Genomic DNA, 22675 nt, shown 5'->3' on the forward strand with positions numbered 1-22675 from the left:
ACGGTGGAGGCATTCCACACGATCCGGAGCACGCCGTGAAAGAGATCACTCAACTGGCCGCCGACCTTGGCCGACGTCTGCAACTGCTCAATGCCCACGTCACCACTGCTGAATCCTGTACCGGTGGCGGAATTGCCGAAGCCATTACGCGGATCCCGGGCAGTTCGGCGTGGTTCGAGGCTGGCTACGTCACGTACTCCAATCGGCAGAAAACCCAGCAATTGAATGTGCCGCTCGAGTTGTTCGAAACAGTCGGGGCGGTCAGCCGCGAGGTGGTCGAGGCGATGGTGCGTGGCGCTCAGGACAAAAGCCTGGCGCGATTTGCCGTAGCGGTCAGCGGTGTCGCCGGGCCGGACGGTGGATCGCCGAACAAACCGGTCGGCACGGTGTGGCTGGCCTGGGGCGTTGGCGAGACGGTCATCACTGAGGTTCAGCACTTCCCCGGCAACCGCGATGAAGTCCGCCGACAAACGGTGAAGGCCGCGCTAGAGGGGCTCCTGCGACTAGCGGCACGAGAAATCGAAAATCAGGGGTAGGCGATCCGCGAACGCTGTGGAATAATACTGGCTACTTATACAGGTGTTGGCCGTCAGGCCTTATTGATTACGTGAGGACTTTAATGGACGACAACAAGAAGAAAGCCTTGGCTGCGGCCCTGGGTCAGATCGAACGTCAATTCGGCAAGGGTGCCGTGATGCGTATGGGCGATCAAGACCGTCAGGCGATCCCGGCTATCTCCACTGGCTCTCTGGGTCTGGACATCGCGCTCGGCATTGGCGGCCTGCCAAAAGGCCGTATCGTTGAAATCTACGGTCCTGAATCCTCCGGTAAAACCACACTGACCTTGTCCGTGATCGCTCAGGCGCAAAAAGCCGGCGCGACCTGCGCATTCGTCGACGCCGAACACGCCCTCGATCCTGAATACGCCGGCAAGCTGGGCGTCAACGTCGACGACCTGCTGGTGTCCCAGCCGGACACCGGCGAACAGGCACTGGAAATCACCGACATGCTGGTGCGTTCCAACGCGGTTGACGTGATCATCGTCGACTCCGTGGCAGCTCTGGTACCAAAGGCTGAAATCGAAGGCGAAATGGGTGACATGCACGTGGGCCTGCAAGCCCGTCTGATGTCCCAGGCGCTGCGTAAAATCACCGGTAACATCAAGAACGCCAACTGCCTGGTGATCTTCATCAACCAGATCCGTATGAAGATCGGCGTGATGTTCGGCAGCCCGGAAACCACTACCGGTGGTAACGCGCTGAAGTTCTACGCTTCGGTCCGTCTCGACATCCGCCGTACTGGCGCGGTGAAAGAAGGCGACGAAGTGGTTGGTAGCGAAACCCGCGTCAAGGTTGTGAAGAACAAGGTCGCTTCGCCATTCCGTCAGGCCGAGTTCCAGATTCTTTATGGCAAGGGCATTTATCTCAACGGTGAGATGATCGACCTGGGCGTGCTGCACGGTTTCGTCGAGAAGTCCGGCGCCTGGTATGCCTACGAAGGCACCAAGATCGGTCAGGGCAAGGCCAACTCGGCCAAGTTCCTGGCGGACAACCCGGAAATTGCCGCGAAGCTCGAGAAGCAACTGCGTGACAAGCTGCTTACTCCAGCCGTGATCGACTCCAAGGCCTCAGCAGTCAAAGAGACTGAAGACGACCTGGCCGACGCTGACATCTGATTGCAGCGATGACCACTGCAGTACTCGATACCCTCGTCGCGGTGCGGCGAACTGCCATGGACCTGCTCGCACGTCGCGAGCATGGTCGAGTCGAGTTGACGCGCAAACTGCGTCAACGCGGCGCTGAGGCGCAGATGATCGAAACAGCCCTCGACCGTTTGACGGAAGAGGGGCTGCTTTCCGAAGCCCGTTACCTTGAAAGCTTTGTTTCCTACCGTGCCCGTTCCGGCTATGGCCCTCTGCGGATTCGCGAAGAGCTGAGCCAGCGCGGTTTGCAGCGCGCCGATATCGAACTCGCCCTGCGCGAAAGCGGTATCAGTTGGCAGGAGCAATTGCAGGAGACGTGGCAACGCAAGTTCTCCGGGCATTTACCGATTGATGCGAAAGAACGGGCCAAACAGGGCCGGTTCCTGGCCTATCGGGGGTTTTCGATGGAGATGATCAACCGCTTGTTCAGCGGTCGAGGGATAGACGATTAAACCGATTCAATAAAAACGGCCCGCTATGAAAATAGCGGGCCGTTTTTTTTGCCCTCAAATTGCCTTTGACGGTTCGCGGCTGCGTTGCGCTGTTTGCGGTTGGGAATCTGCCCAGTTTTCCGGCAGGTTGATGTAATCGATCAACTCCCTCAGACGCCCGTGAGTGCGCGCGTTGAAAGCGAAGGCCAGTCGCGCCAGATGGCTGAACTGCGCTTCATCGTGTTCCTCGCCGGCGTAGGCCTGTTGATGAAACCGATCGCTCAGGCACAAATCGGCAAAGGCCTCCTGCATGTGCTCCAGCGCTTGATCGCTGAGTTTATGATTCATGCGGATCACGAATTGTCGCTTGAGCCAGCGACTGGAGTGGAAGTTACTGTAGAACTGGTTGATCTGCTCCACCGCCTCGTCGACGCTGTAGACCAGTCGCATCAGTTTCATGTCGGTCGGCAGGATGTAGCGGTTGCTCTCCAGTTGCTGGCGGATAAAGTCCATCGCGCCCTGCCAGAACGTGCCGCCTGGCGCATCCAACAGCACCACCGGCACCAATGGACTTTTACCGGTCTGGATCAATGTCAGCACTTCCAGCGCTTCATCCAGCGTGCCGAAGCCACCGGGGCATAAAACCAGTGCGTCGGCCTCTTTGACGAAAAACAACTTGCGGGTAAAGAAGAAGTGGAACGGCAGCAGATTGCCGGTGCCGTCCACCGTCGGGTTGGCATGCTGTTCGAAGGGCAGGGTGATATTGAACCCGAGGCTGTGATCGCGGCCGGCACCTTCGTGCGCGGCGGCCATGATGCCGCCGCCAGCACCGGTGATGACCATCATTCCCGAGCGGGTCAAGGCTGCACCGAGTTCGCGGGCCATCGCATACAACGGATGTTCGACCGGTGTGCGCGCCGAACCGAATACGGTGACTTTGCGTCGGCCCTTGAATTGCTCCAGTACCCGAAACGCCTGCTCCAGTTCGCGCAGGGCTTGCAAGGTGATCTTGGCGTTCCAGCGGTTGTGGTCTTCCTGGGCCATGCGCAGCACGGTCAGGATCATGTCGCGGTAGATAGGGATATTCGGGCTGTTGGGGGAAACACGGTTGAGTTGTTCTTCGACCTTGCTGATGAGGTCGGGGCCGCTTTCCTGAAAATGACGACTGAGCAAGTCATTCGGTTGGTAAGGCATTCAACGTCTCCTTCTGCACAGGGCGTCGGCCCTGACGAGCGGCGTCAGTGCCGCGCTGCAAAAAACACACGATCGGCAGTTCCTTGCCTGCCGTTGAAAAAAGATCGGGAATACACTGAATCTAGACCCTCGCGCGCATTTGCGCTGACTTGATCATTGCGCTGTAAAGTTTTGGCTGGCAATCGTTTATTGATTTTCCGCGTGTTGCTTCACCGCTCGTCCGAACGTGCGCCGAGGGGCAATCCCTCTGATTAACTAACGTACAGGCGCCGTACGACAGCTTTGCGTCAACGATCGTACGCCAGGCGCATGCAATTCAAGGATTCGTGGGTGGCAAGGAGGCGGGACATATGGCCAGAGTGATTCTGGAGATCGATACGCAGCTGTATCGGATGTTGAAAGCGGCAGCCGAGACCAATCAACTCAGTCTCGAAGAGGAGTGCTGCCGGCGGTTGGCGGGCGGCGAGCGCCGTTCACACTATCTACAGGCCTTGCTGGCCGAACTGCGCGCCGAGGATGAACAGCGGCGCGCCAATTCGCGATGATTACTTCTTCTTCGCCGGGGCGGCTTTCGGGCAATCCGATTCCTGGTAGCTGGCGGAGCCGATCGCTTTGTTGGTTTTCACTTCAGTGAAGTCGTAACGCATGATCGCACCCTTGGCCATCAGCTTGCGGAACGACGGGTTGTTGCACACCGAGGCGCCCAACTGGAAATACACGGCTTTAGGGTCAGCGCGCATTTTGTCGGCGTGGCTCTTCTGCACGCTCAGGTGGTTGATCAACTGCGTGCCTTCCACGGTGAAACCCTGATCAAGAATGTCTTCACTGATGGCGCGTGGCGTGCCGACGCTGCTTTGTGCGGCGACGTTGCGCAGCTCGCGGTTCAGATTCTGCTCACTCAGCGATGCAGCCTGAGCGGTGAAGGACGACGCCAGCAGAATGGCAGCGGTGGGAACGATAAGGCGCAGCATGAAACTCTCCTGGTTCAGTGACTGGTGGTTCGACCAGCCACGTGACTGTGCGTTCAGTGGCGGCGAATTATAGGGGAGCCGGTCGGGAGGGTACAGGCTTGTGCCCGTCGCTCTGGTAAACTGCCGGCCTTTATTGCCCTGCCGAGTGTTGTTCGTGTCGAGTTTTCCAGCTTTTCGGCGTTATCCGCGATGAACCATGCCCCCAACGCCGTCGCTCGTCTGCGCGACCAGCGCGAAGACGAAGGTATCAAGCCGATTCAGGCCCGTGGCTTTCGCTCCGAGCGTTGCCGCGACTGCCGGGTGATCATCAGCCATTGCCTGTGCGCCTGGCGACCTAGTGTCGAGACGCGGTCGGGCGTGTGCCTGATCATGACCGGCAAGGAAGTGTTCAAACCGAGCAACACCGGTTGGCTGATTGCCGACGTGGTGCGCGATAACCATGCGTTTATCTGGTCGCGTACCGAGCCCGATCCGCAGATGCTGGCGCTGCTCAATGACCCGCAATGGCAACCGTATCTGGTGTTTCCCGGCGAATACGTGGAGCCCTCGCGAGTAACCAACACCGTCGCCATCGATAGCAGCAAGCGCCCATTGTTCATTCTGCTCGACGCCACCTGGACCGAAGCGCGGAAGATTTTCCGCAAGAGTCCGTATTTCGACCGTTTGCCAATCCTCAGCTTGCTGCCCGACAAACTCTCGCGCTACCGCTTGCGCCGTTCGACCCGCAGTGAGCACCTGTGCACCGCCGAAGTCGCGGCGTTGTGCCTGGAGCTGGCCGGTGACAGCGACGCCGCCTCGGCGTTGGACGCCTATTTCGACGTGTTCAGCCAGCATTACCTCGGCGCCAAACAGCAACTGGACATGAATGAATCGACGCCGGCTCACGCCGAGTTGCTGCCCTATATACGAAAGCCGCAGCCGGAGTTGGCCCAATAGTGGCCCATACTGTACAAGCCAGCGGCCGTGCTGCTTGACCACCCCGTCTTCGCTGGGCATGCTTGGCGCCGATTAGGGTGCGGCCAAGGTTTGAAACGCCGTGTTTGCTGATGATTGGCGTTGAACGTGCCCCTGTGGATATCGCTTGAAAGCGGCATCTTGAGTTGCTTTGGCCAGACCGGAATGCTCCGGGTCTGCCATCAAAAACAGGATCATTTGAAAAATGGCCACATACGACATCCTGATTGCCGATGATCACCCTCTGTTTCGTAGCGCCCTGCATCAAGCGGTGACGCTGGGCCTTGGCCCGGATGTTCGGCTCGTGGAGGTGGCGAGCATCGCCGAGCTGGAAACGCGTCTGACCGAAAAGGCTGACTGGGATCTGGTCCTGCTGGACCTGAACATGCCAGGCGCTTTCGGGTTTTCCGGTTTGGTCATGCTACGCGGACAGTACCCGCAGATTCCGGTGGTGATGGTCTCGGCGCAGGAAGAAGCTTCGGTGATGGTCAAGTCCCGTGAGTTCGGCGCCAGTGGTTTTATTCCCAAGTCCAGCGACCTCAGCGTGATTCAGGAAGCCGTGCGCAAAGTGCTCGATGGCGATGTGTTCTGGCCGCCACAAGCGTTCGAGGCGGTCAGTGTTTCCGACGAAGCCAAAGCCGCCAGCGATGGCCTCGCCAGCCTGACGCCCCAGCAGTTCCGCGTGTTGACCATGGTCTGCGAAGGCCTGTTGAACAAGCAGATTGCCTATGAACTGAGCGTGTCGGAAGCGACCATCAAGGCCCACGTCACGGCGATCTTTCGCAAGCTGAATGTGCGCACTCGTACGCAGGCGGCTTTACTGCTGCAACAACTTGAGTCAATTCCGAGCCAATAATGGCTGGCGTCTTCACGCTTTTTTGACTTTTGTTGATCTAGCTTTCCCACTCCTTTTTGGTTGGTTTCTACTTTATGTCACCTTTCAAGGGCCAGACCGGCCTGAAACGTATCCTCAATGCCTCCGGTTACTCGCTGGATGGCCTGCGCGCAGCTTTTACCGGTGAAGCAGCCTTCCGCCAATTGGTACTGCTCAATGTGGTGCTGATTCCACTGACGTTCTTCCTTAATGTCAGCCGTGTCGAACAAGCGTTGTTGATTGCCGTGTGCCTGTTGGCGCTGATCGTCGAGTTGCTGAATTCGGCGGTGGAAGCGGCCATCGACCGCATCTCGCTAGAACTGCATCCACTGTCGAAGAATGCCAAGGACATGGGCAGCGCCGCACAATTCGTGGCATTGAGCATGATCGCGCTGGTGTGGGCAGTGATTCTGCTTTAAGCGATTGTCGGCAAAACGATCTCGTCGCTGCGCTGCACCCCGGCGGTGAAAGCGCGGCACAGATCGAGAAATTCGCGCATGGCAGAAGTCTGATACTTCTGTTTGTGCCAGATGAAGTAGAACTGTCGCGCCAGATCCAGATCCGGCGTTTCCACGGGCACCAGACTGCCGCGGCGGAACGCATCACGCAGCGCCAGCCGCGAGATGCAGCCAATCCCTAGTCCTGATTCCACCGCACGTTTGATCGCTTCGGTGTGTTCCAGCTCAAGACGGATATTCAATGCGCTGCGATGGTGACGCATGGCTTGATCGAAGGTCAGCCGCGTGCCGGAACCCTGTTCACGCAGAATCCATGCCTCGCGAGTCAGTTCTTCCATGGTCGCGCTGCCGCGCTTGGCCAGCGGATGCTGCGGAGCGCAGAACACCACCAACTCATCTTCGACCCAGCTCTGCACTTCGATGTCCGGGTGGCTGCAATCACCTTCGATTAGACCCAGATCAATTTCGTAGTGGGCGACTTGTTGCACGATATTGGCCGTGTTCTGTACGTGCAGCTTCACCTGGCTTTCCGGGTGGCGCTGCATGAAACTGCCGATCAGCAGGGTCGCCAGGTAATTGCCGATGGTCAGCGTCGCGCCCACTGACAGCGAGCCGAACCCGGATTTGCCGTTGAGCAGGTCTTCGATTTCCTTGGCCTGATCGAGCAGGGCCACCGCCTGCGGCAATAGCTGTTTGCCGAGGGCGTTGAGGCTCAGCCGTTTACCGGCACGGTCGAACAGCTGGCAGCTGGATTGGCGCTCGAGTTCGGTGATCGAGGTGCTGGCGGCCGACTGCGAGAGGTTGAGCAGACCCGCAGCACGGGATACGCTTTCCTGCTGGGCGACGGCGACGAAGACTTGCAGTTGACGGAGAGTGAATCGCATATCGATATAACCGATAACCCTTATCTTAATAATCCAGTTAACAGATATTGTCGTCGCTATTAGAATGCGATGCAATTGCGCACCGTCGCCTTTAAAAGCCAGCGCAGACCCAATATCCAGGAGTCAAACGTACATGAGCAACATGAACCACGAGCGTGTCCTCAGTGTTCATCACTGGAACGACACTCTGTTCAGCTTCAAGTGCACCCGCGATCCGGGCCTGCGCTTCGAGAACGGTCAGTTCGTGATGATCGGCCTGCAACAGCCCAACGGCCGGCCGCTCATGCGCGCTTACTCGATCGCCAGCCCGAACTGGGAAGAGCATCTGGAGTTCTTCAGTATCAAGGTGCAGGACGGCCCGCTGACCTCGCAACTGCAGCACTTGAAGGAAGGCGACGAGATCATCATCTCGAAGAAGCCTACCGGCACCCTGGTTCTCGACGACCTGAACCCGGGCAAGCACTTGTACCTGCTGAGCACCGGCACCGGTCTGGCGCCGTTCATGAGCGTGATCCAGGACCCGGAAACCTACGAGCGCTTTGAAAAAGTGATCCTGGTTCACGGTGTGCGTTACGTCAACGAAGTCGCGTATCGCGAATTCATCACCGAGCACTTGCCGCAGAACGAGTTCTTCGGCGAGGCGCTGCGTGACAAGCTGATCTACTACCCGACCGTGACCCGCGAGCCTTTCGAGAATCAGGGCCGCCTGACCGACCTGATGCGCAGCGGCAAGCTGTTCAGCGACATCGGTCTGCCACCGATAAACCCGCAGGACGACCGCGCGATGATCTGCGGCAGCCCGAGCATGCTCGACGAGACCAGCGAAGTGCTCGACAGCTTCGGCCTGAAGATCTCGGCGCGGATGCGCGAGCCGGGTGACTACCTGATCGAGCGTGCGTTCGTCGAGAAGTAAGCCCCCCCCTTAAAAAGCCCCCATTGCCTATGCAGGCAATGGGGGCTTTTTTATGCCCGAAACATTTCCTTCATGCCTGCCACAATCCATGTAGGAGCTGCCGAAGGCTGCGATCTTTTGATCTTGCTTTTTAAGATCAAGATCAAAAGATCGTCCGATCGCGCCCCGAGCCTTCGGCAGCTCCTACATTGGGTGCGGCCTCAGGCTGTGGCAGGAATGACTTCGAGTACGCGGATCTGCTCAGGCGTCGGGTAATGCCAGCGCACATCCAGATCCCAGAATTGCGCGCCGTATTCGCGCTCAGGCGCCGGGGTTTGATACGCAGGACGCGGATCCTGCGCCAGGCACTGTTCAATCAGCTCAACCAACGGCTCGTCGAGGCGCTGAGCGTGTGTGTGCGCCTGTTGCAGCGCCGAGTCCGTCCACTGCACGTCAATCAGCTGCGGCGCAGCGCTGGCGATACTGTTGGAGGCCTCGGGAATGATGTCCGCGTAAGGCACGTAGGGTTTGATGTCGAGAATCGGCGTGCCGTCGAGCAAATCGATCCCGGAAATGAACAACCGATTGGCTTCGACCTTGTCCAGTTTCACCACCGATTGGCCGATGCCGTTTGGTCGGTGGGTGGCGCGGGTGGCGAACACGCCCATGGACTTGTTGCCGCCCAAACGTGGCGGGCGCACTTTCAGCCGTGGTTTGTCTTCCAGTGCCTGATGAAACAGGAATAGCAGCCAGACATGGCTGACCTGTTCCAGACCCTGCACGGCGTCACCCTGATCGAACGGCGCCACCAGTTCCAGCACGCCACGGGCGGCGGGGGCCAGTTGCGGTTGGCGGGGGATGGCGAATTTCTCCTTGAAGCAGGAGCGCACGAAGCCGATGGGGGAGACGCTGTAAGTCATGGTGTGTATTCGAAGCGGGGCAGGGGGGGGCATGATAACCCGGTAGCCCTTATGGCAGGTGGTGACTGGGCTGACGCCATCGCGAGCAGGCTCACTCCTACAGGGTCATGGGTGTACACAAAATCTGTGTTCGCTGAAAATCCCTGTAGGAGTGAGCCTGCTCGCGATAGCTTCACCGCCGACCTAGAGGCTGAACCCACCATCCAGCGGAATAATATTCCCGGTCATATAGGCCCCAGCCGTACTCGCCAGACTGATCGCCAACGCCGCCATCTCCTCTTCACGCCCCCAACGCTTCATCGGAATCAGCGCCGTATCCTCGGCCAACGCCTGCTGATCATTGCCAATATGCTGGGTCATCTTGCTCGGAAAGCGCCCCGGCGCAATCACGTTGACGTTGATGTGCTGGCTCACCAGTTCCCGCGCGAGAATCCGCGACAATTGATGTAGGGCAGCTTTACTTGGCCCATAGGCATACGCCTGCTCGCCAAACGAAGAAATCCCCGCCACCGAACCGATGTTGATGATCCGCGCCGGGTTCGCCGCCGAACCCGCTTTGCGCAACAACGGTAGAAACTGCTGGATGCAACTGAACACCGACGTCACGTTGAGCTGCATGACTTTTTCCCAACCCTTGACCGGGTAGCTCTCCAGCGGCGCCCCCCAAGTAGTGCCGGCGTTGTTCACCAGAATATCCAGATGCGTGATCTGCTCGCCCAGGCGCGCGGCCAGTTCCTGCACGCCTTCTTCCGTCGCCAGATTCGCCGCCACGCCGTGACACTTGCCCAAGGCGCTGAGTTCTTCCGCGGTTTGATGGCAGGCTTCGGCGTCGCGCGAGCACACGTAGACACGCGCGCCAGCCTCGACAAAGGCTTTGGCGATCATTTTGCCGATACCACGGGTGCCGCCGGTCACTAGAGCGGTGCGGCCTTGCAGGGAGAAATACGGGTGCATGGCGAGTCCTGAGTGCTAGGGATCAATACACCCTAGTCGTCAGCCGCGAAAAGCGGAGCCACTATTTTCAGAGGGAATGAGCGGTCATGCGTTGCGGCGGCGACCATCCGTCGCCACCGCAGAAGGGAATCAGGCCGGGCGAACGCGCAGGGTCAGACCCTTGAGGAAGTTGCGCAGCAACTGGTCGCCACACGGGCGGTAGTTGGTGTGGCCGACCTTGCGGAACAGCGCGCTCAGCTCAGGTTTGGACACCGGGAACTCGGCGGCCTTGAGGATCGCGTGCATGTCGTCTTCTTTCAGTTCGAAGGCCACGCGCAGCTTTTTAAGGATGATGTTGTTGGTCACCGGCACTTCGATCGGCTGCGGCGGACGGCTTTCGTCCTTGCCACGCTTGAAGATCACCAGGCCATCAAGGAAGTGTGCGATCACTTCGTCCGGGCAGCGCACGAAACCTTCTTCGTCTTCTTCTTTCTTGTCGAGCCAGGTGATCACGTCGGCGAGGGCCACGTCCATGCCACCGAGTTGGATGATCTCGACAACCTTCTTGTCGCTGATGTCGAGCATGTAGCGCACGCTGCGCAATACGTCGTTATGAATCATGTGAGTAATCCTGATAAGCGTTGTGGGCAGCGCGCGGGCGCACTGCCGGAATGTGTGGCGGCAGTGGAAGTCTTAGAACTTCTCTTTGCCGGACAGGTAGCGCCATTGGCCGACCGGAACCTTGCCGATCGAGACGCCGCCGATACGGATGCGACGGATGCCGATGACCTTGAGGCCGACCGCTTCGCAGAACTGGGCGATGATGCCGGGCTGCGGGTTTTTCATGGCGAAGCGCAGCCGGTTTTCGTTCTGCCAGCTGGCCTTGACTGGCGGCAGCTCCTTGCCCTTGTGGGTCAGGCCGTGCTGCAAACGGTTGAGGCCGTGGGCGACCATGTCTCCTTCGACTTCAACCACGTATTCCTGCTCGATCTTCGCGGCGTCGGCAGTGAGCTTGCGGAGGATTTTCCAGTCCTGGGTGAACACCAGCAGGCCGCTAGCCTTGGCTTGCAGGTCGGCGCTGGCGGTCAGGCGCAGGAAGTGCCCGCGCAACGGGCGCTTGCTGAAGCGGTGTTCTTCGCTGAGGGTTTCGGCGCTCAGCGATTGCATGGCGGTCTCGACATCCATGCCAGCCGGCGCGTTGAGCAGGATGGTCACCGGCTCCGGCGCGGTGGCCTTGGCGTCCTTGTCGAGCTCGACCTTCTGGTCGCCGACCTTGAATTGCGGCTCGTCAATCACTTCGCCGTCCACGGTGACCCAGCCGCCCTCAATGAACAGCTCGGCCTCCCGGCGGGAGCAACCGACCAGTTCGATGAGGCGTTTGGAGAGGCGAATCGGGTCAGTCATGACAGGGCCGTAACAAAAAAGGGGTGGGCATTGTACCTGTGTGGCGCCGGTTAAGCCCGGTTCCATTTACAGGCTGTTCGCTTTACCTGTGGGAGCTGGCTTGCCAGCGATGGCATCACCTCGGTATTTCTTGCAGACCGCAGCGCCCGCATCGCTGGCAAGCCAGCTCCCACAGGGTTTTATGGTGTGTCAGCCATTGCTGGTGCGCTGCTGGTTCTGCCGCAAGCGCATATGCAGCAACGGATACGGCTGCCCCATGCCATCCACCTCCGAACGGCCGATTACCTCGAAACCCTGCTTGAAGTAAAAGCCCAGCGCCTGCGGGTTCTGCTCGTTCACATCCAGTTCATCGGCGTTCAGATGCTGCAGGGCGTAAGTCAGCAACTTTTTACCCAGGCCCTGACCGCGATGGGCGGGGTCGATGAACAGCATCTCGATCTTGCCCGCTGCAACTCCGGCAAACCCGGTGATGCGCTGGTTAGCGTCCTTGGTGCAGATCAGCATTACTGCATCGAGATAGCGGGTGAGCACCAGATTGCGCAGCAGCTCGATATAGCTGTCTGGCAGAAAATCATGGGTCGCGCGAACCGAGGCCTCCCAGACCCGGGTCAGTTCCTGATAATCGCTGAGTTTCGGCGTGTGGATGACCGAATGGTGACGCATGCCCGTCTGCCTCTTGTCCGTTTCAAGGGAGTCCGTCCCCCGCTAAACGATAGCCGTAAAAAAGCCCCGCATCTCGTAAAAAGAGCGGGGCTTTTTGTATTTTTTTGCGGTGTCTGGCTGGCTGTTTCTGTCGCCAGCAAGAGCTCACCCCCTCACCCCAACCCTCTCCCCCAAGGGGGCGAGGGGGAAGGGAGCTGATCTCCGTGCTGTTCAAAGCCTGAGTCCGACTCGATATTTCAGGTCGCCGCAATTCGAAAGAACACCTCGATCAGTCCCCGCTCCCTCTGGGAGGGGGCGAGGGGGAAGGGAGCTGATCTTCGTGCTGTTCAAAACCTGAGTTCGACTCGAACGTTCAGGTCGGTGCAGCTCGCAAGAACACATAGATCAGTCCCCTCTCCCTCCGGGAGAGGGTTAGGGTGAGGGGCTTTTGATCTTCAGATCAGATCAGATCAGATCAGATCAGATCAGATCTGCTCAGCCCACAGGTCATATTCGTCAGCGTCAGTAACCTTGCACCAGACCTTGTCGCCAGGCTTCAAATTGCTGCCGTTATCGATAAACACATTGCCATCGATTTCCGGCGCATCGAAGAAGCAGCGGCCAACCGCGCCTTGCTCGTCAACTTCGTCGACCAGCACTTCAATCTCACGGCCGATGCGCATTTGCAGGCGGGCCGAGCTGATCGCCTGCTGGTGCGCCATAAAGCGATCCCAACGATCTTGCTTGACCTCGTCCGGCACCACTTCCAGATCCAGATCATTGGCCGGAGCGCCTTCAACCGGCGAGTACTGGAAGCAGCCAACGCGGTCGAGTTGCGCTTCGGTCAGCCAGTTCAACAGGTACTGGAAATCTTCTTCGGTTTCGCCCGGGAAGCCGACGATGAAAGTCGAACGGATGATCAGGTCCGGGCAGATTTCGCGCCAGTTCTTGATCCGCGCCAGGGTCTTGTCTTCGAACGCCGGGCGTTTCATCGACTTCAACACTTTCGGGCTGGCGTGCTGGAACGGGATGTCCAGGTACGGCAGGATCTTGCCGGCGGCCATCAACGGGATCAGCTCGTCAACGTGCGGGTACGGGTAAACGTAGTGCAGACGCACCCAGACGCCGAGGGTGCTCAGCGCTTCGCAGAGTTCGGTCATGCGGGTTTTCACCGGTGCGCCGTTCCAGAAACCGGTGCGGTATTTCACATCTACGCCGTAGGCGCTAGTGTCTTGCGAAATGACCAGCAACTCTTTAACGCCGGATTTGACCAGACGCTGAGCTTCGTCGAGTACATCACCGACCGGACGGCTGACCAGTTTGCCGCGCATCGACGGGATGATGCAGAACGAGCAGCTGTGGTTGCAGCCTTCGGAAATCTTCAGGTAGGCGTAGTGGCGCGGGGTCAGCTTGATGCCTTGTGGCGGCACCAGGTCGATCAGCGGGTTGTGATCCTTACGCGGTGGAACCACTTCGTGCACAGCGTTGACCACTTGCTCGTACTGCTGCGGACCGGTCACGGCCAGCACGCTCGGGTGCACGTCGCGGATATTGCCTTCTTCCACGCCCATGCAACCGGTGACGATCACCTTGCCGTTTTCCTTGATCGCTTCGCCGATCACTTCCAGCGACTCAGCCTTTGCCGAATCGATGAAACCGCAGGTGTTGACGACTACTACATCGGCGTCCTGATAGGTGGACACCACGTCATAGCCTTCCATGCGCAGCTGGGTCAGGATGCGCTCGGAGTCGACCAGTGCTTTCGGGCAACCCAGAGATACAAAGCCAACCTTTGGATTGGCCGGCGCAGGAGTGGTGGACATGTCTAACCTCGGTATTTTGTGACATCGCTTTCTTGGTGCGAAAGCCGACGGACGGGCGCTTAGGGCGCGCCTCTGATCAAAAAGTGCGCAATTCTAGCGGCGGGCAACGCACTTGACCAGCTTTATGCAGGGAAATACGACGAGTGCTGCGCTATGCTTCGCGCCGTTGAGCTTTACCAATTTTTTACAGTCAACAAAACGTCTGTAACAACAGGTAAAACAGCGCATGCTGCACCACAAAGCATAGTGCTTCATTCAAGAAGCCGGTTCTGAGAAGTAGGAGTGTTGGATGGGTCAGGCAAGTAGTCATGCGGCAGGCGCCGAGGGTTCGGCCTCCAAGCCGCTGAGCATGCTGGTCGCGGCGGTCGGGGTGGTTTACGGCGACATCGGCACGAGCCCGCTGTACACCCTCAAAGAAGTGTTTTCCGGCGCTTACGGCGTATCGGTCAATCACGATGGCGTGCTGGGTATTCTGTCGTTGATCTTCTGGTCGCTGATCTGGGTCGTGTCGATCAAATACATGATGTTCGTGCTGCGCGCCGACAACCAGGGCGAGGGCGGCATCATGGCGCTCACCGCACTTGCGCGGCGCGCGGCGGGGCATCGCAAGAAGTTGCGGTCGTTGCTGGTGGTTTGCGGACTGATCGGCGCGGCGCTGTTTTATGGCGACAGCATGATCACCCCGGCGATTTCCGTACTGTCGGCGATTGAAGGTCTGGGGCTGGCATTCGATGGTATCGACCATTGGGTCGTGCCGTTGTCGCTGGTGGTGCTGGTGGCGCTGTTTCTGATCCAGAAACACGGTACGGCGCGGATTGGCATTCTGTTCGGGCCGATCATGGTCACCTGGTTCCTTGTCCTCGGCGCCCTCGGTGTGTATGGCATCAGCCACGCGCCAGAAGTGCTGCATGCGATGAACCCGATCTGGGCGGTGAATTTCTTCGTCGTTCATCCGGGCATGGGCGTGGCGATCCTCGGCGCCGTGGTGCTGGCGCTAACCGGTGCAGAAGCGCTGTACGCCGACATGGGCCACTTTGGTCGCAAGCCGATTGCCCGGGCGTGGTTCATCCTGGTGTTGCCGGCGCTGGTGCTCAATTACTTCGGTCAGGGCGCCTTGCTGCTGGAAAACCCGGAAGCAGCGCGTAACCCGTTCTATCTGCTGGCACCGAGCTGGGCGCTGATTCCGCTGGTCGGTCTGTCGACGCTGGCCACGGTGATTGCCTCGCAAGCGGTGATTTCCGGTGCATTCTCCCTGACCCGTCAGGCGATTCAGCTCGGTTACATCCCGCGTATGTACATCCAGCACACCTCCAGCGACGAGCAGGGCCAGATCTATATCGGCGCGGTGAACTGGGCGCTGATGGTCGGCGTGGTCCTGTTGGTGCTCGGTTTCGAGTCCTCCGGCGCACTGGCCTCGGCCTACGGCGTGGCGGTGACCGGCACCATGCTGATGACCACCATTCTGGTGTCGGCAGTGATGCTGCTGCTGTGGAAATGGCCGCCGATCCTCGCGGTGCCGGTGCTGATCGGCTTCCTGCTGGTGGACGGTCTGTACTTCGCCGCCAACGTGCCGAAGATCGTTCAGGGCGGTGCCTTCCCGGTGATCGCCGGTATCGCGCTGTTTGTGCTGATGACCACTTGGAAACGCGGTAAGCAGTTGCTCGTCGAACGCCTCGACGAAGGCGCACTGCCGCTGCCGATCTTTATCAGCAGCATCCGCGTGCAACCACCGCATCGCGTGCAGGGCACCGCTGTGTTCCTCACCGCGCGCTCCGACGCCGTGCCGCACGCGCTGTTGCACAACCTGCTGCATAACCAGGTGTTGCATGAGCAAGTGGTGTTGCTGACGGTGGTCTACGAAGACATCCCGCGTGTACCGCCATCGCGACGCTTCGAAGTCGAGGCCCACGGCGAAGGCTTCTTCCGGGTGATCCTGCACTTCGGCTTCACCGACGAGCCGGACGTGCCGCAGGCGCTGAAGCTGTGTCATCTGGATGATCTGGACTTCAGCCCGATGCGCACCACGTACTTCCTCAGCCGGGAAACGGTGATTGCCTCGAAACTTGAGGGGATGGCGCGTTGGCGTGAAGCGTTGTTTGCGTTCATGTTGAAGAATGCCAATGGGAACTTGAGGTTCTTTAATTTGCCGTTGAACCGGGTGATTGAGTTGGGGACGCAGGTGGAGATGTAGGCCACGCTCCAACTGAAAAGCCCCCGTCAGCTTCAAGGCTGGCGGGGGCTTTTTTGTGCGTGTCCGGTGTGAGTGCTTGGTCGGATAGTGGAAACAGCAATTTGCGCTATGTTTAATTAAGCACGATACTTTGTGCATTAACGTGCGCATCAGCATGTGAGTGAGAGGTGATTATGACGGCATTATTAGAGCGTGCTGACCAGGCAATCTCCGTTACTGCCATGGTCAGGAGCTTCAGCGCGAAGCTCAAGGAGATTTCCAGTCGTGCCACTGAACGTCTGGTCATCTTCAAGGACAATCAACCGGCAGCGGTCATCATCAACGTGCAGGCCTATCAGGAAATGCTGGATGAACTTGAGAACCTTCGCATCGAAGCGGCAGCCCGTGAGCGTCTGAGCAATTTTGATCAGACCAAGGCTGTCAGCCATGAGGATATGCGGGCAAGGTACGCCCGGAAGGATTAAGGGAGCGCTGGATGGTTTGGGGAGTGATTTATCATCCGGAAGTCCAAGGGGATCTTGATCAATTGGGATCAGCAGCTGCCAACCGGATTCTGGATGTAATCGAAGAACGGATCATCCATGGCGAGCCGGACAAAAGTGGCAAGCCTCTGAGAGCCAGTCTTGCGGGTTGCAGACGAATTCGAACGGGCGACACGCGAATCGTTTATCGAGTCGATGGCCGAGCCATCCAGGTGTTGATCGTTGCGGTGGGTGCCCGACGTGATGAAGAGGTGTATGGCGCTGCTGAACGGCGCCTCTAAAGAATAAGCCCCCGTCAGCCTTGTGGCTGGCGGGGCTTTTGTTTTTTGCGTCTCGGCCGGGTCCTTCAGAAGCGAAATTGCTTGGCTTCCACGCACATCCGCCGCAGCAATTCCTTGGCGTTTTCGGGCGACATCACATGCGCGTGCAGCATGCGCGAAAGGTGCGCGTACTCGAGGCGCAAACCCGTGGCAAAAATCCCCGGGTCATCCGAGCCGATAACCACGCTCACGGGGGCGTCTACTGGATGTTTGCCCAAACCCAGCCAATTGCGCGCGTGGTGATCGTTGTAACTCTTGTGAATGCTGATCCGCAGGTTGCTGCTCGGCAGGGTTTCAATCGCAATCGAGCGTTCACGCAGCAAGCGCAACACCGCGTTCTGGATGGCGCGGATGACTTTGGGACGCAACACATCGTTCTCCCTTGAAACGACCACGTCTTCGCGTGCGGCCTTCAGTTCCTCGGAGTTCGCGTCGATGCCGTGCCGGCGCAGGAAGTGATTGAGTGCTCTGGCGTTGCCTTGACGGGCGTTGGCAAAGCATCGGGCTTCGAAGCGGCGATTGGGGTCCACATCGTCCACGCCCACGTTTTGCGCCAACGGATCGAGGGAGCGCAGCTTCCACGATTCGGCGAGGAGGTCAGGGGTGATACGCGGATCGTTCCAGATCTTCATCGACAGTCGCTGAATCTCCGCTTCAATCAACGGCAGGCTATCGATATGGGTGCGCGTGGACAAGAGCATTGCCCGGGCGAACACCAGGTCGTCCAAGCGCTCTTCCGCCGGCATGACCACGTAGCCGCTGACTGCCTGCCACCACGCCTTCGGATCCAGTCCGGAAGCTGTGCCATGGCCAATCCGGCAGCCCGCATCGAAGTCGAGAAAGACCACCGCCTCGTGGATTGCGCGTACTCCGGAGACAATGTGCCCGAAGTCTTCACCAGCGTGATAGGTAAAGCGGCGGATCCCGGCCTGACGCATGCGCCGAAATACCGGGGCGAATACTTCGGGGCCGGCGTGACGTTCGTTACTGGCGGCATCGATGCCGCGAATCAGCGTTTCGAGTCCAGGGGTGCGCTGGATCAGCGCGACCAGTGCTCGTGCACGTTGATCGGATTCGCGACGGACTTTCGCGTCCCGGCAAATCGCTCGCAGTTTGTCCCCGCTAAAGAAGCTTTCGCGTTCCTTCTTGTCGCTCTGTTTGACGAAGTGCGGCACCAGCCCCAGGCGTAAGCGTCGGGACGAGGGGGGGATGTGGCTGTGACCGGGTTGCTCTGGCGAAATGCCAGACCATTGATCATCGCCTTTTTCCAGCCGACGGACCCGGTTCAGCAAGTCCGACAGAGAGCGATACTTGCGTGCTTCGCGCATCACCCCGGCAGGTCGCGCCACCCCTTCGCCAAGAAACTCCAGATAACCGCGCAAGATCAATCCGAGCAATTTTGCACTGTCATCGGGCGTCATTTTCGGGGTGAAGCGACCTTCTAGGAAGTCCACGCCTTTTTGCTGTCCGCGCTCGATCTGGCGGAACCGCTCGGCGTAGTCCTTTTCTGTCGCTTCGCGCAACTCGTTGAGAGTGATGCTTTGAAACTGATCGAAGCCTTTCTGATCCGCTTGCTGGATCAGCAAACGACAGAACTGCGCGCGCAGCAGGGCGTAGTGCCAGAGCAGCAGGCCGCTGGTGTGGTCCATGCGCTGCTTATCGAAACCTTTGAACAGTGTCACCAGTTGCCAGGCTTCCTTGACCACTCGGGGCGTCTGCGAAGACAGACGCCGCAAACAGTGTTCCTGGGCACGTCGATAGGCCGCGACCGGCGGTTCGCCACACATCTGGGGTACTTTCCCGGCAGCGTGGTTCAACAAGCGTGCCTTCAGTGCCGCAGCGCTGGTAACTCGCTGCATCAGTCGCTCCGGGGAAAGGTCCGGATCTTCTTGTTGCAGCAAGCGTTTCACGCCATTGCCGATCGGGATCCTGATGCCGATGTCTTGTTTGATGGTCTTGGCCGTAAGACCGCCGACCACCTGTTCCGGGCGCTCCAGCGCATCGAACCAGACCTTTTCCGCCTCGGTGGTGCCGTTGAGGTGCAGATGAGTTTCGTCCAGCCCCTCGGTGCGGCACAGGTGATCGAGAAACGGATCATCGTCCACCGGCAGGGTGGAATCGCACAACCATGCGTTGATCCGGCTGACAGCGCGCCGGAACTCGTCAGCTGAGGGCGTGGTGTCGGACAAGTCCAGACGCTGCGCCATCCAGACCGAGGTGATCAGCAGCGGCGGAACCACCAGCACCAGATCCTGCCACGGCTCCAACAGGCGTGCGCGCACGCGGATCGAACCGTCGCGACCTTCGCACAGGAACAGGTCGCCGAGGCACCACAACAGTTCCGGCAGATTGCCATTGAGGTCATCGTCCGTGCCTTTCGGCGGTTTCTGCCCACGACCCAGGCGCAGGCTGCCCGGATACTTATCGGGCACTGCGGTGCGACCATTGATCCGTTTCACGATCCGTGCGATCCGGTTCTCGACGCCCTCATCGGTCAACGCAGGATGCAGTCGGCGCATTTCCAGGAAGCGTCCGGTGCTGTGGGCATCGTTCAAGATTGCCTGTTGCTCGCGAGTGAAGTGCTTGAGCGGCTCGACCCCGGTCGGCGCTGGTTGCGCCATCCGCTCGAAGGCGCGCATCAGGTCGAGGTTGCCCAGCACGCACTTGGCGTAATCCACCAACTCACGGGCCTCGAACAGCTCGTTGGCGAGGGGCGAGGACTGCTCGGGTTTATTTCGTGACATTGCGTGGCACGACGTTGAGGACGTGGTAGAAGCCAGAAATTTTCACTGAACGCTGGTTGCCGGATTGAACGATCGGGCCGATTTTGATCGGGATCGTCGGCTGTACCAGCCAGCTCTCAAAGTCCGGCTCGAGTTTGAAGCTCTCCGCGTCCTGATTGTCTTTCCAGTCGTTGAGCGCTAAGCATGCGGTCAGACCGAGTGGATTAATGGCCCATTCAGTATGATTGTCGTCGTCGTGGGGGTTCAAGAAGGCCCACACCAGTGGGCACGACAGGACAATAATCGCTAAAGGATGAAGGGCTGCAACGGTCCCGGCTGCCTGGATACGTCCCAGTGCCTCGATCAAAGGTCGGTCAGATTCTTTCGGACTTTCCTTACGCCCCGGCAAACCGGAGGTGAGCACGAGAATGCCGTGCAGGATATTGGTGATCTGCCGATGCAGAATCTGCCCGCTTTTCCAAGAGGACGTGACCTTTTCATCCAAGTCCATCAGATCATCATGGATACGTGAGGCAATGCTGCCCAGCATTGCTGGAGACAGAGCCGCATTCAGGTAAGCGTCGCGAGCAAAGGTGTGCCAATTCCTGAGGTTTTGCCCGAAGCTGTCGAAATATCCATCTTCTGGAACACTAGCCGCATCATCCTCGTCGCTTGATTCCTCATCGCTTGGATCATCGTCGACCTCGGTCGGATAAATGACTTCGTCTTGAGTTCTTTCGCGTTTGAATGGAGGAATGGTGGCCGACACAGAGTATGAAGTCAGGTCGCCAATATCGCTGGACATCAACAGATCCCCAATCACGGCGAACAGGGAGAGTGCTGACAGTGACCGAAACATCTCGCCGCGCGCACTGAATCGTTTGTAAACGACCAGTTTCAGCACGTCGCCGAACTTTCCCGTCCGATCTTGGATGAGATCGTCGATTGAGAACCAACTCACATTTTGGCGGATTTGCAGGTCGCCATAGTCGTCAGCTATGTGGGAAATCCAGTTTGCGGCCACAGCGTTAATTTCTGACCCATTAAAATTGTAGAGATCAGCGACAGTCGGCCGATCGCCGCTCTTCACTGGGGCAGATAAACCATACACCCGAAGCAGGTTTTCTTTTTGACTCAATCGATTAGTCAGCCCAACCGAGCCGAATGAACTGGCGGGTATTTTCCCGACTTCCTGACGGCGAGACCTGTCGATGGTGCCGATACGAGCGGCGATTTCCGGTAGTGACGGAGATGCGTTGGTCCAGAGAAATCGGAAGATCGAGGCGCGGGTTTCTGTGTCGCTGTTTTCCGGACGCCGCATCATCGTAATAGGCAGTGCGAGGGCGAACAGCGCCCTCAAAGCCCCTCCGTTATGCGCTTCAATGCCTTGGGCAAGTGCCAGCGCCAAGCAGTGAATTACGACGGCCCTGACTGGGTCAACCGGAACTCCGAATGACAGCAAATCGGCCGCGTCGTCCTGTTTGCACAGCCACTCGAAAGCGGATCTCAGCGCGTAATCGAAATTACCTCGTTCAAGCAGGTTTGTTGGAACCTGGCTGGTTCTCAGGCGAGTTTCAAACACTCGCAAAATCATTTGGCGACTGGCCTTTATGTCGTCTTGATTAAGTGCGCGTAGGTAGCCAATGACCAGGCGAAGGTGTTCCATGGAGATGAAGTCGAAGAACCGCTGCGACTGACCTTCCTTTTCGAGCAATAGCTTGCGTATCTGTTCATTCGCCCAAAAAGCCAGCTCCATAGACTTCTGGCTCTTGCCTGGATCCACCAATATTTTTGATCCCAGCATGATGCCACCCAGAGGCAGCATCGCAATCCGGTTCTGCGGAGGGACGATCTTCAGAAGATATTGTTCTTCCAGTTCGAGAACCGCGTGGCCAAGATTTTGTTTGTCGCCGCCAATGATGTCGGAATCGTGTTCCAGCACTTTGTTGCCAAAAGTGCTGTAAATGTTGCGTCGTAGCAGTCGACCGTACAGATCGGGATCGCCTGACAGAAGGAGGACAAGACGCGGAGAGGTCAGGTATTTGCGGATGGTCTCGAGAATGGTGTGACCATGGGTGAAATTCGTATCGACATCGTCAAAGGCCAAGACGAAAGCCTTCTTTTTCAACATGTCCAGCGCTGTCTCGAGATACACGCCAAACTTGAGCTCGAACAAGCGGCCTTTCTTTGCTTTATGTAGCCCGCGGCTCATTACCCAGTCCGCGTCTTCCCATTCGCTGCCGTAAGCCGAGCTCGAGCCAATCCCATCGAGCAACCCTAGCCCTTCAGACAACGATTGGCGGGCCGTATGCATCTGGCCGTTTTTATCTGCCACGTCTTTGATTGCAGCTTCGATCATCGAAAGGATGACGATTACAATGTGCTCTTTGGTTTCGATCAGGGTCGGATCAATCATCGGCAGTACATGAAGATCGCTTGCCATGCTGGCAATATCTTTATCTGTTCCATCGTGTAGACGTTGAAGCGCGTTCAGCAGAAACGTGGTTTTACCACTGCCCCTGCCACCCTGAACGAGGATCGCGTTGTGCGGCCGTGGATAGCTCAACGAAGTTTCACTGAACTCGGAATGGGGTTTAGTTGGAATGCCGTCCAGCTGTTCGCCGATGAGTCTGTCCAGACGCGTGAGGGCAACTGTCTGCAGGATGTCGTCGGGTTTTTCCAACCTTTCCTTTTCGCTCTTGGATAGGTTGATTACCAGCGGCGTCTCAATCATTTCGGCTTCCCTTCCTGAAAAATAGGAAGAGTTTACTTTGAGAAACGCGTGATGGCTATATAATGGCCTTGGCGCCTTTTCGCTCGCTCACATGTAAGTTTTCAGCGGAAGATGAACCACTCGCCCACAAAAAAGCCCCCGCA

Annotated in this window: 23 protein-coding genes; 11 read left to right on the top strand and 12 right to left on the bottom strand. The window is 58.3% G+C overall.

Features of this window, described 5'->3' with window-relative positions:
• Nucleotides 1–35: 35 nt before the first annotated feature.
• The 3 genes from ACOYXH_RS02550 (at nt 36) to recX (ending at nt 2154) form a co-directional block, all read left to right on the top strand.
• Nucleotides 36–536, top strand: a complete 501-nt coding sequence (locus tag ACOYXH_RS02550; RefSeq protein ID WP_460410237.1) for a CinA family protein — start codon at nt 36–38, stop codon at nt 534–536.
• Between the two features lie 83 nt (nt 537–619).
• A complete protein-coding gene (gene recA / locus ACOYXH_RS02555; RefSeq protein ID WP_007908746.1) occupies nt 620–1675 on the top strand; it encodes a recombinase RecA in 1056 nt (351 codons plus the stop codon).
• A gap of 8 nt (nt 1676–1683) precedes the next feature.
• The gene (gene recX, locus ACOYXH_RS02560; RefSeq protein ID WP_095050442.1) at nt 1684–2154 is read left to right on the top strand and encodes a recombination regulator RecX; all 471 of its coding nucleotides are present in this window, start codon (nt 1684–1686) and stop codon (nt 2152–2154) included.
• Nucleotides 2155–2208: 54 nt separating this feature from the next.
• On the opposite strand, the gene ACOYXH_RS02565 is transcribed toward recX, so the two are convergent.
• On the bottom strand, nt 2209–3327 hold the full coding sequence (locus ACOYXH_RS02565; RefSeq protein WP_095050443.1) for an LOG family protein: 1119 nt from the start codon (nt 3325–3327) through the stop codon (nt 2209–2211).
• Nucleotides 3328–3677: 350 nt separating this feature from the next.
• On the opposite strand from ACOYXH_RS02565, the gene ACOYXH_RS02570 reads away from it, so the two are divergent.
• Nucleotides 3678–3872, top strand: coding sequence for a hypothetical protein (locus tag ACOYXH_RS02570; protein ID WP_077571372.1), 195 nt, complete (start codon nt 3678–3680; stop codon nt 3870–3872).
• Here the strand turns inward: ACOYXH_RS02570 and ACOYXH_RS02575 are convergent, their stop codons facing one another.
• Complete coding sequence (locus tag ACOYXH_RS02575; protein WP_016985722.1) at nt 3873–4298, bottom strand: PA3611 family quorum-sensing-regulated virulence factor; 426 nt, start codon at nt 4296–4298, stop codon at nt 3873–3875. It lies immediately after the preceding gene.
• A 189-nt stretch (nt 4299–4487) separates the two neighbouring features.
• Between ACOYXH_RS02575 and ACOYXH_RS02580 the strand changes: the two genes are divergently transcribed.
• Nucleotides 4488–5234: a tRNA-uridine aminocarboxypropyltransferase gene (locus tag ACOYXH_RS02580; protein WP_034154936.1), complete on the top strand. Its 747-nt coding sequence runs from the start codon at nt 4488–4490 to the stop codon at nt 5232–5234.
• A 72-nt stretch (nt 5235–5306) separates the two neighbouring features.
• Here the strand turns inward: ACOYXH_RS02580 and ACOYXH_RS02585 are convergent, their stop codons facing one another.
• Entirely contained in the window at nt 5307–5465 is a 159-nt protein-coding gene (locus tag ACOYXH_RS02585; protein ID WP_156685511.1) for a hypothetical protein, read from the bottom strand.
• On the opposite strand from ACOYXH_RS02585, the gene erdR reads away from it, so the two are divergent.
• Nucleotides 5458–6108, top strand: a complete 651-nt coding sequence (gene erdR, locus ACOYXH_RS02590) for a response regulator transcription factor ErdR (protein WP_095050444.1) — start codon at nt 5458–5460, stop codon at nt 6106–6108. The genes ACOYXH_RS02585 and erdR overlap by 8 nt on opposite strands.
• Nucleotides 6109–6182: 74 nt before the next feature.
• Nucleotides 6183–6545, top strand: a complete 363-nt coding sequence (locus ACOYXH_RS02595) for a diacylglycerol kinase (RefSeq protein WP_003222276.1) — start codon at nt 6183–6185, stop codon at nt 6543–6545.
• Here the strand turns inward: ACOYXH_RS02595 and ACOYXH_RS02600 are convergent.
• Nucleotides 6542–7468, bottom strand: a complete 927-nt coding sequence (locus ACOYXH_RS02600; protein ID WP_095050445.1) for a LysR family transcriptional regulator — start codon at nt 7466–7468, stop codon at nt 6542–6544. The two genes, ACOYXH_RS02595 and ACOYXH_RS02600, sit on opposite strands and share 4 nt — an antisense overlap.
• A gap of 133 nt (nt 7469–7601) precedes the next feature.
• Here ACOYXH_RS02600 and fpr point away from each other — a divergent pair, with 133 nt between their 5' ends.
• Entirely contained in the window at nt 7602–8381 is a 780-nt protein-coding gene (gene fpr, locus ACOYXH_RS02605) for a ferredoxin-NADP reductase (RefSeq protein ID WP_007908723.1), read from the top strand.
• A 200-nt stretch (nt 8382–8581) separates the two neighbouring features.
• On the opposite strand, the gene tsaA is transcribed toward fpr, so the two are convergent.
• The 6 genes from tsaA to rimO all read right to left on the bottom strand — a co-directional run bounded on the left by tsaA (nt 8582) and on the right by rimO (nt 14082).
• Nucleotides 8582–9280, bottom strand: coding sequence for a tRNA (N6-threonylcarbamoyladenosine(37)-N6)-methyltransferase TrmO (tsaA, locus tag ACOYXH_RS02610; RefSeq protein ID WP_460410239.1), 699 nt, complete (start codon nt 9278–9280; stop codon nt 8582–8584).
• 183 nt (nt 9281–9463) lie between these two features.
• On the bottom strand, nt 9464–10234 hold the full coding sequence (locus ACOYXH_RS02615) for an SDR family oxidoreductase (RefSeq protein WP_093436415.1): 771 nt from the start codon (nt 10232–10234) through the stop codon (nt 9464–9466).
• Between the two features lie 129 nt (nt 10235–10363).
• Nucleotides 10364–10834 (bottom strand): YehS family protein, encoded by a 471-nt coding sequence (locus ACOYXH_RS02620; protein WP_220558219.1) that lies wholly within the window; start codon nt 10832–10834, stop codon nt 10364–10366.
• A gap of 72 nt (nt 10835–10906) precedes the next feature.
• On the bottom strand, nt 10907–11617 hold the full coding sequence (locus ACOYXH_RS02625; RefSeq protein WP_042704893.1) for an rRNA pseudouridine synthase: 711 nt from the start codon (nt 11615–11617) through the stop codon (nt 10907–10909).
• Between the two features lie 189 nt (nt 11618–11806).
• Nucleotides 11807–12280: a GNAT family N-acetyltransferase gene (locus ACOYXH_RS02630; RefSeq protein ID WP_095050448.1), complete on the bottom strand. Its 474-nt coding sequence runs from the start codon at nt 12278–12280 to the stop codon at nt 11807–11809.
• A gap of 464 nt (nt 12281–12744) precedes the next feature.
• Nucleotides 12745–14082, bottom strand: coding sequence for a 30S ribosomal protein S12 methylthiotransferase RimO (gene rimO / locus ACOYXH_RS02635; RefSeq protein ID WP_095049100.1), 1338 nt, complete (start codon nt 14080–14082; stop codon nt 12745–12747).
• A 349-nt stretch (nt 14083–14431) separates the two neighbouring features.
• On the opposite strand from rimO, the gene ACOYXH_RS02640 reads away from it, so the two are divergent.
• The 3 genes from ACOYXH_RS02640 (at nt 14432) to ACOYXH_RS02650 (ending at nt 17036) form a co-directional block, all read left to right on the top strand.
• On the top strand, nt 14432–16273 hold the full coding sequence (locus ACOYXH_RS02640) for a potassium transporter Kup (RefSeq protein WP_371857626.1): 1842 nt from the start codon (nt 14432–14434) through the stop codon (nt 16271–16273).
• A gap of 173 nt (nt 16274–16446) precedes the next feature.
• On the top strand, nt 16447–16737 hold the full coding sequence (locus ACOYXH_RS02645; protein ID WP_007954962.1) for a Phd-YefM: 291 nt from the start codon (nt 16447–16449) through the stop codon (nt 16735–16737).
• An 11-nt stretch (nt 16738–16748) separates the two neighbouring features.
• Nucleotides 16749–17036, top strand: a complete 288-nt coding sequence (locus ACOYXH_RS02650) for a type II toxin-antitoxin system RelE family toxin (RefSeq protein ID WP_007954964.1) — start codon at nt 16749–16751, stop codon at nt 17034–17036.
• A gap of 65 nt (nt 17037–17101) precedes the next feature.
• Here the strand turns inward: ACOYXH_RS02650 and ACOYXH_RS02655 are convergent, their stop codons facing one another.
• Together ACOYXH_RS02655 and ACOYXH_RS02660 are read right to left on the bottom strand one after the other, a co-directional pair.
• A complete protein-coding gene (locus ACOYXH_RS02655; RefSeq protein WP_460410240.1) occupies nt 17102–19819 on the bottom strand; it encodes an adenosine deaminase in 2718 nt (905 codons plus the stop codon).
• Entirely contained in the window at nt 19806–22532 is a 2727-nt protein-coding gene (locus ACOYXH_RS02660; protein ID WP_258709347.1) for a hypothetical protein, read from the bottom strand. Before ACOYXH_RS02660 ends, ACOYXH_RS02655 begins: the two co-directional genes overlap by 14 nt.
• Nucleotides 22533–22675: the final 143 nt, after the last annotated feature.

The sequence above is a fragment of the Pseudomonas sp. Mb7 genome (assembly GCF_054790525.1).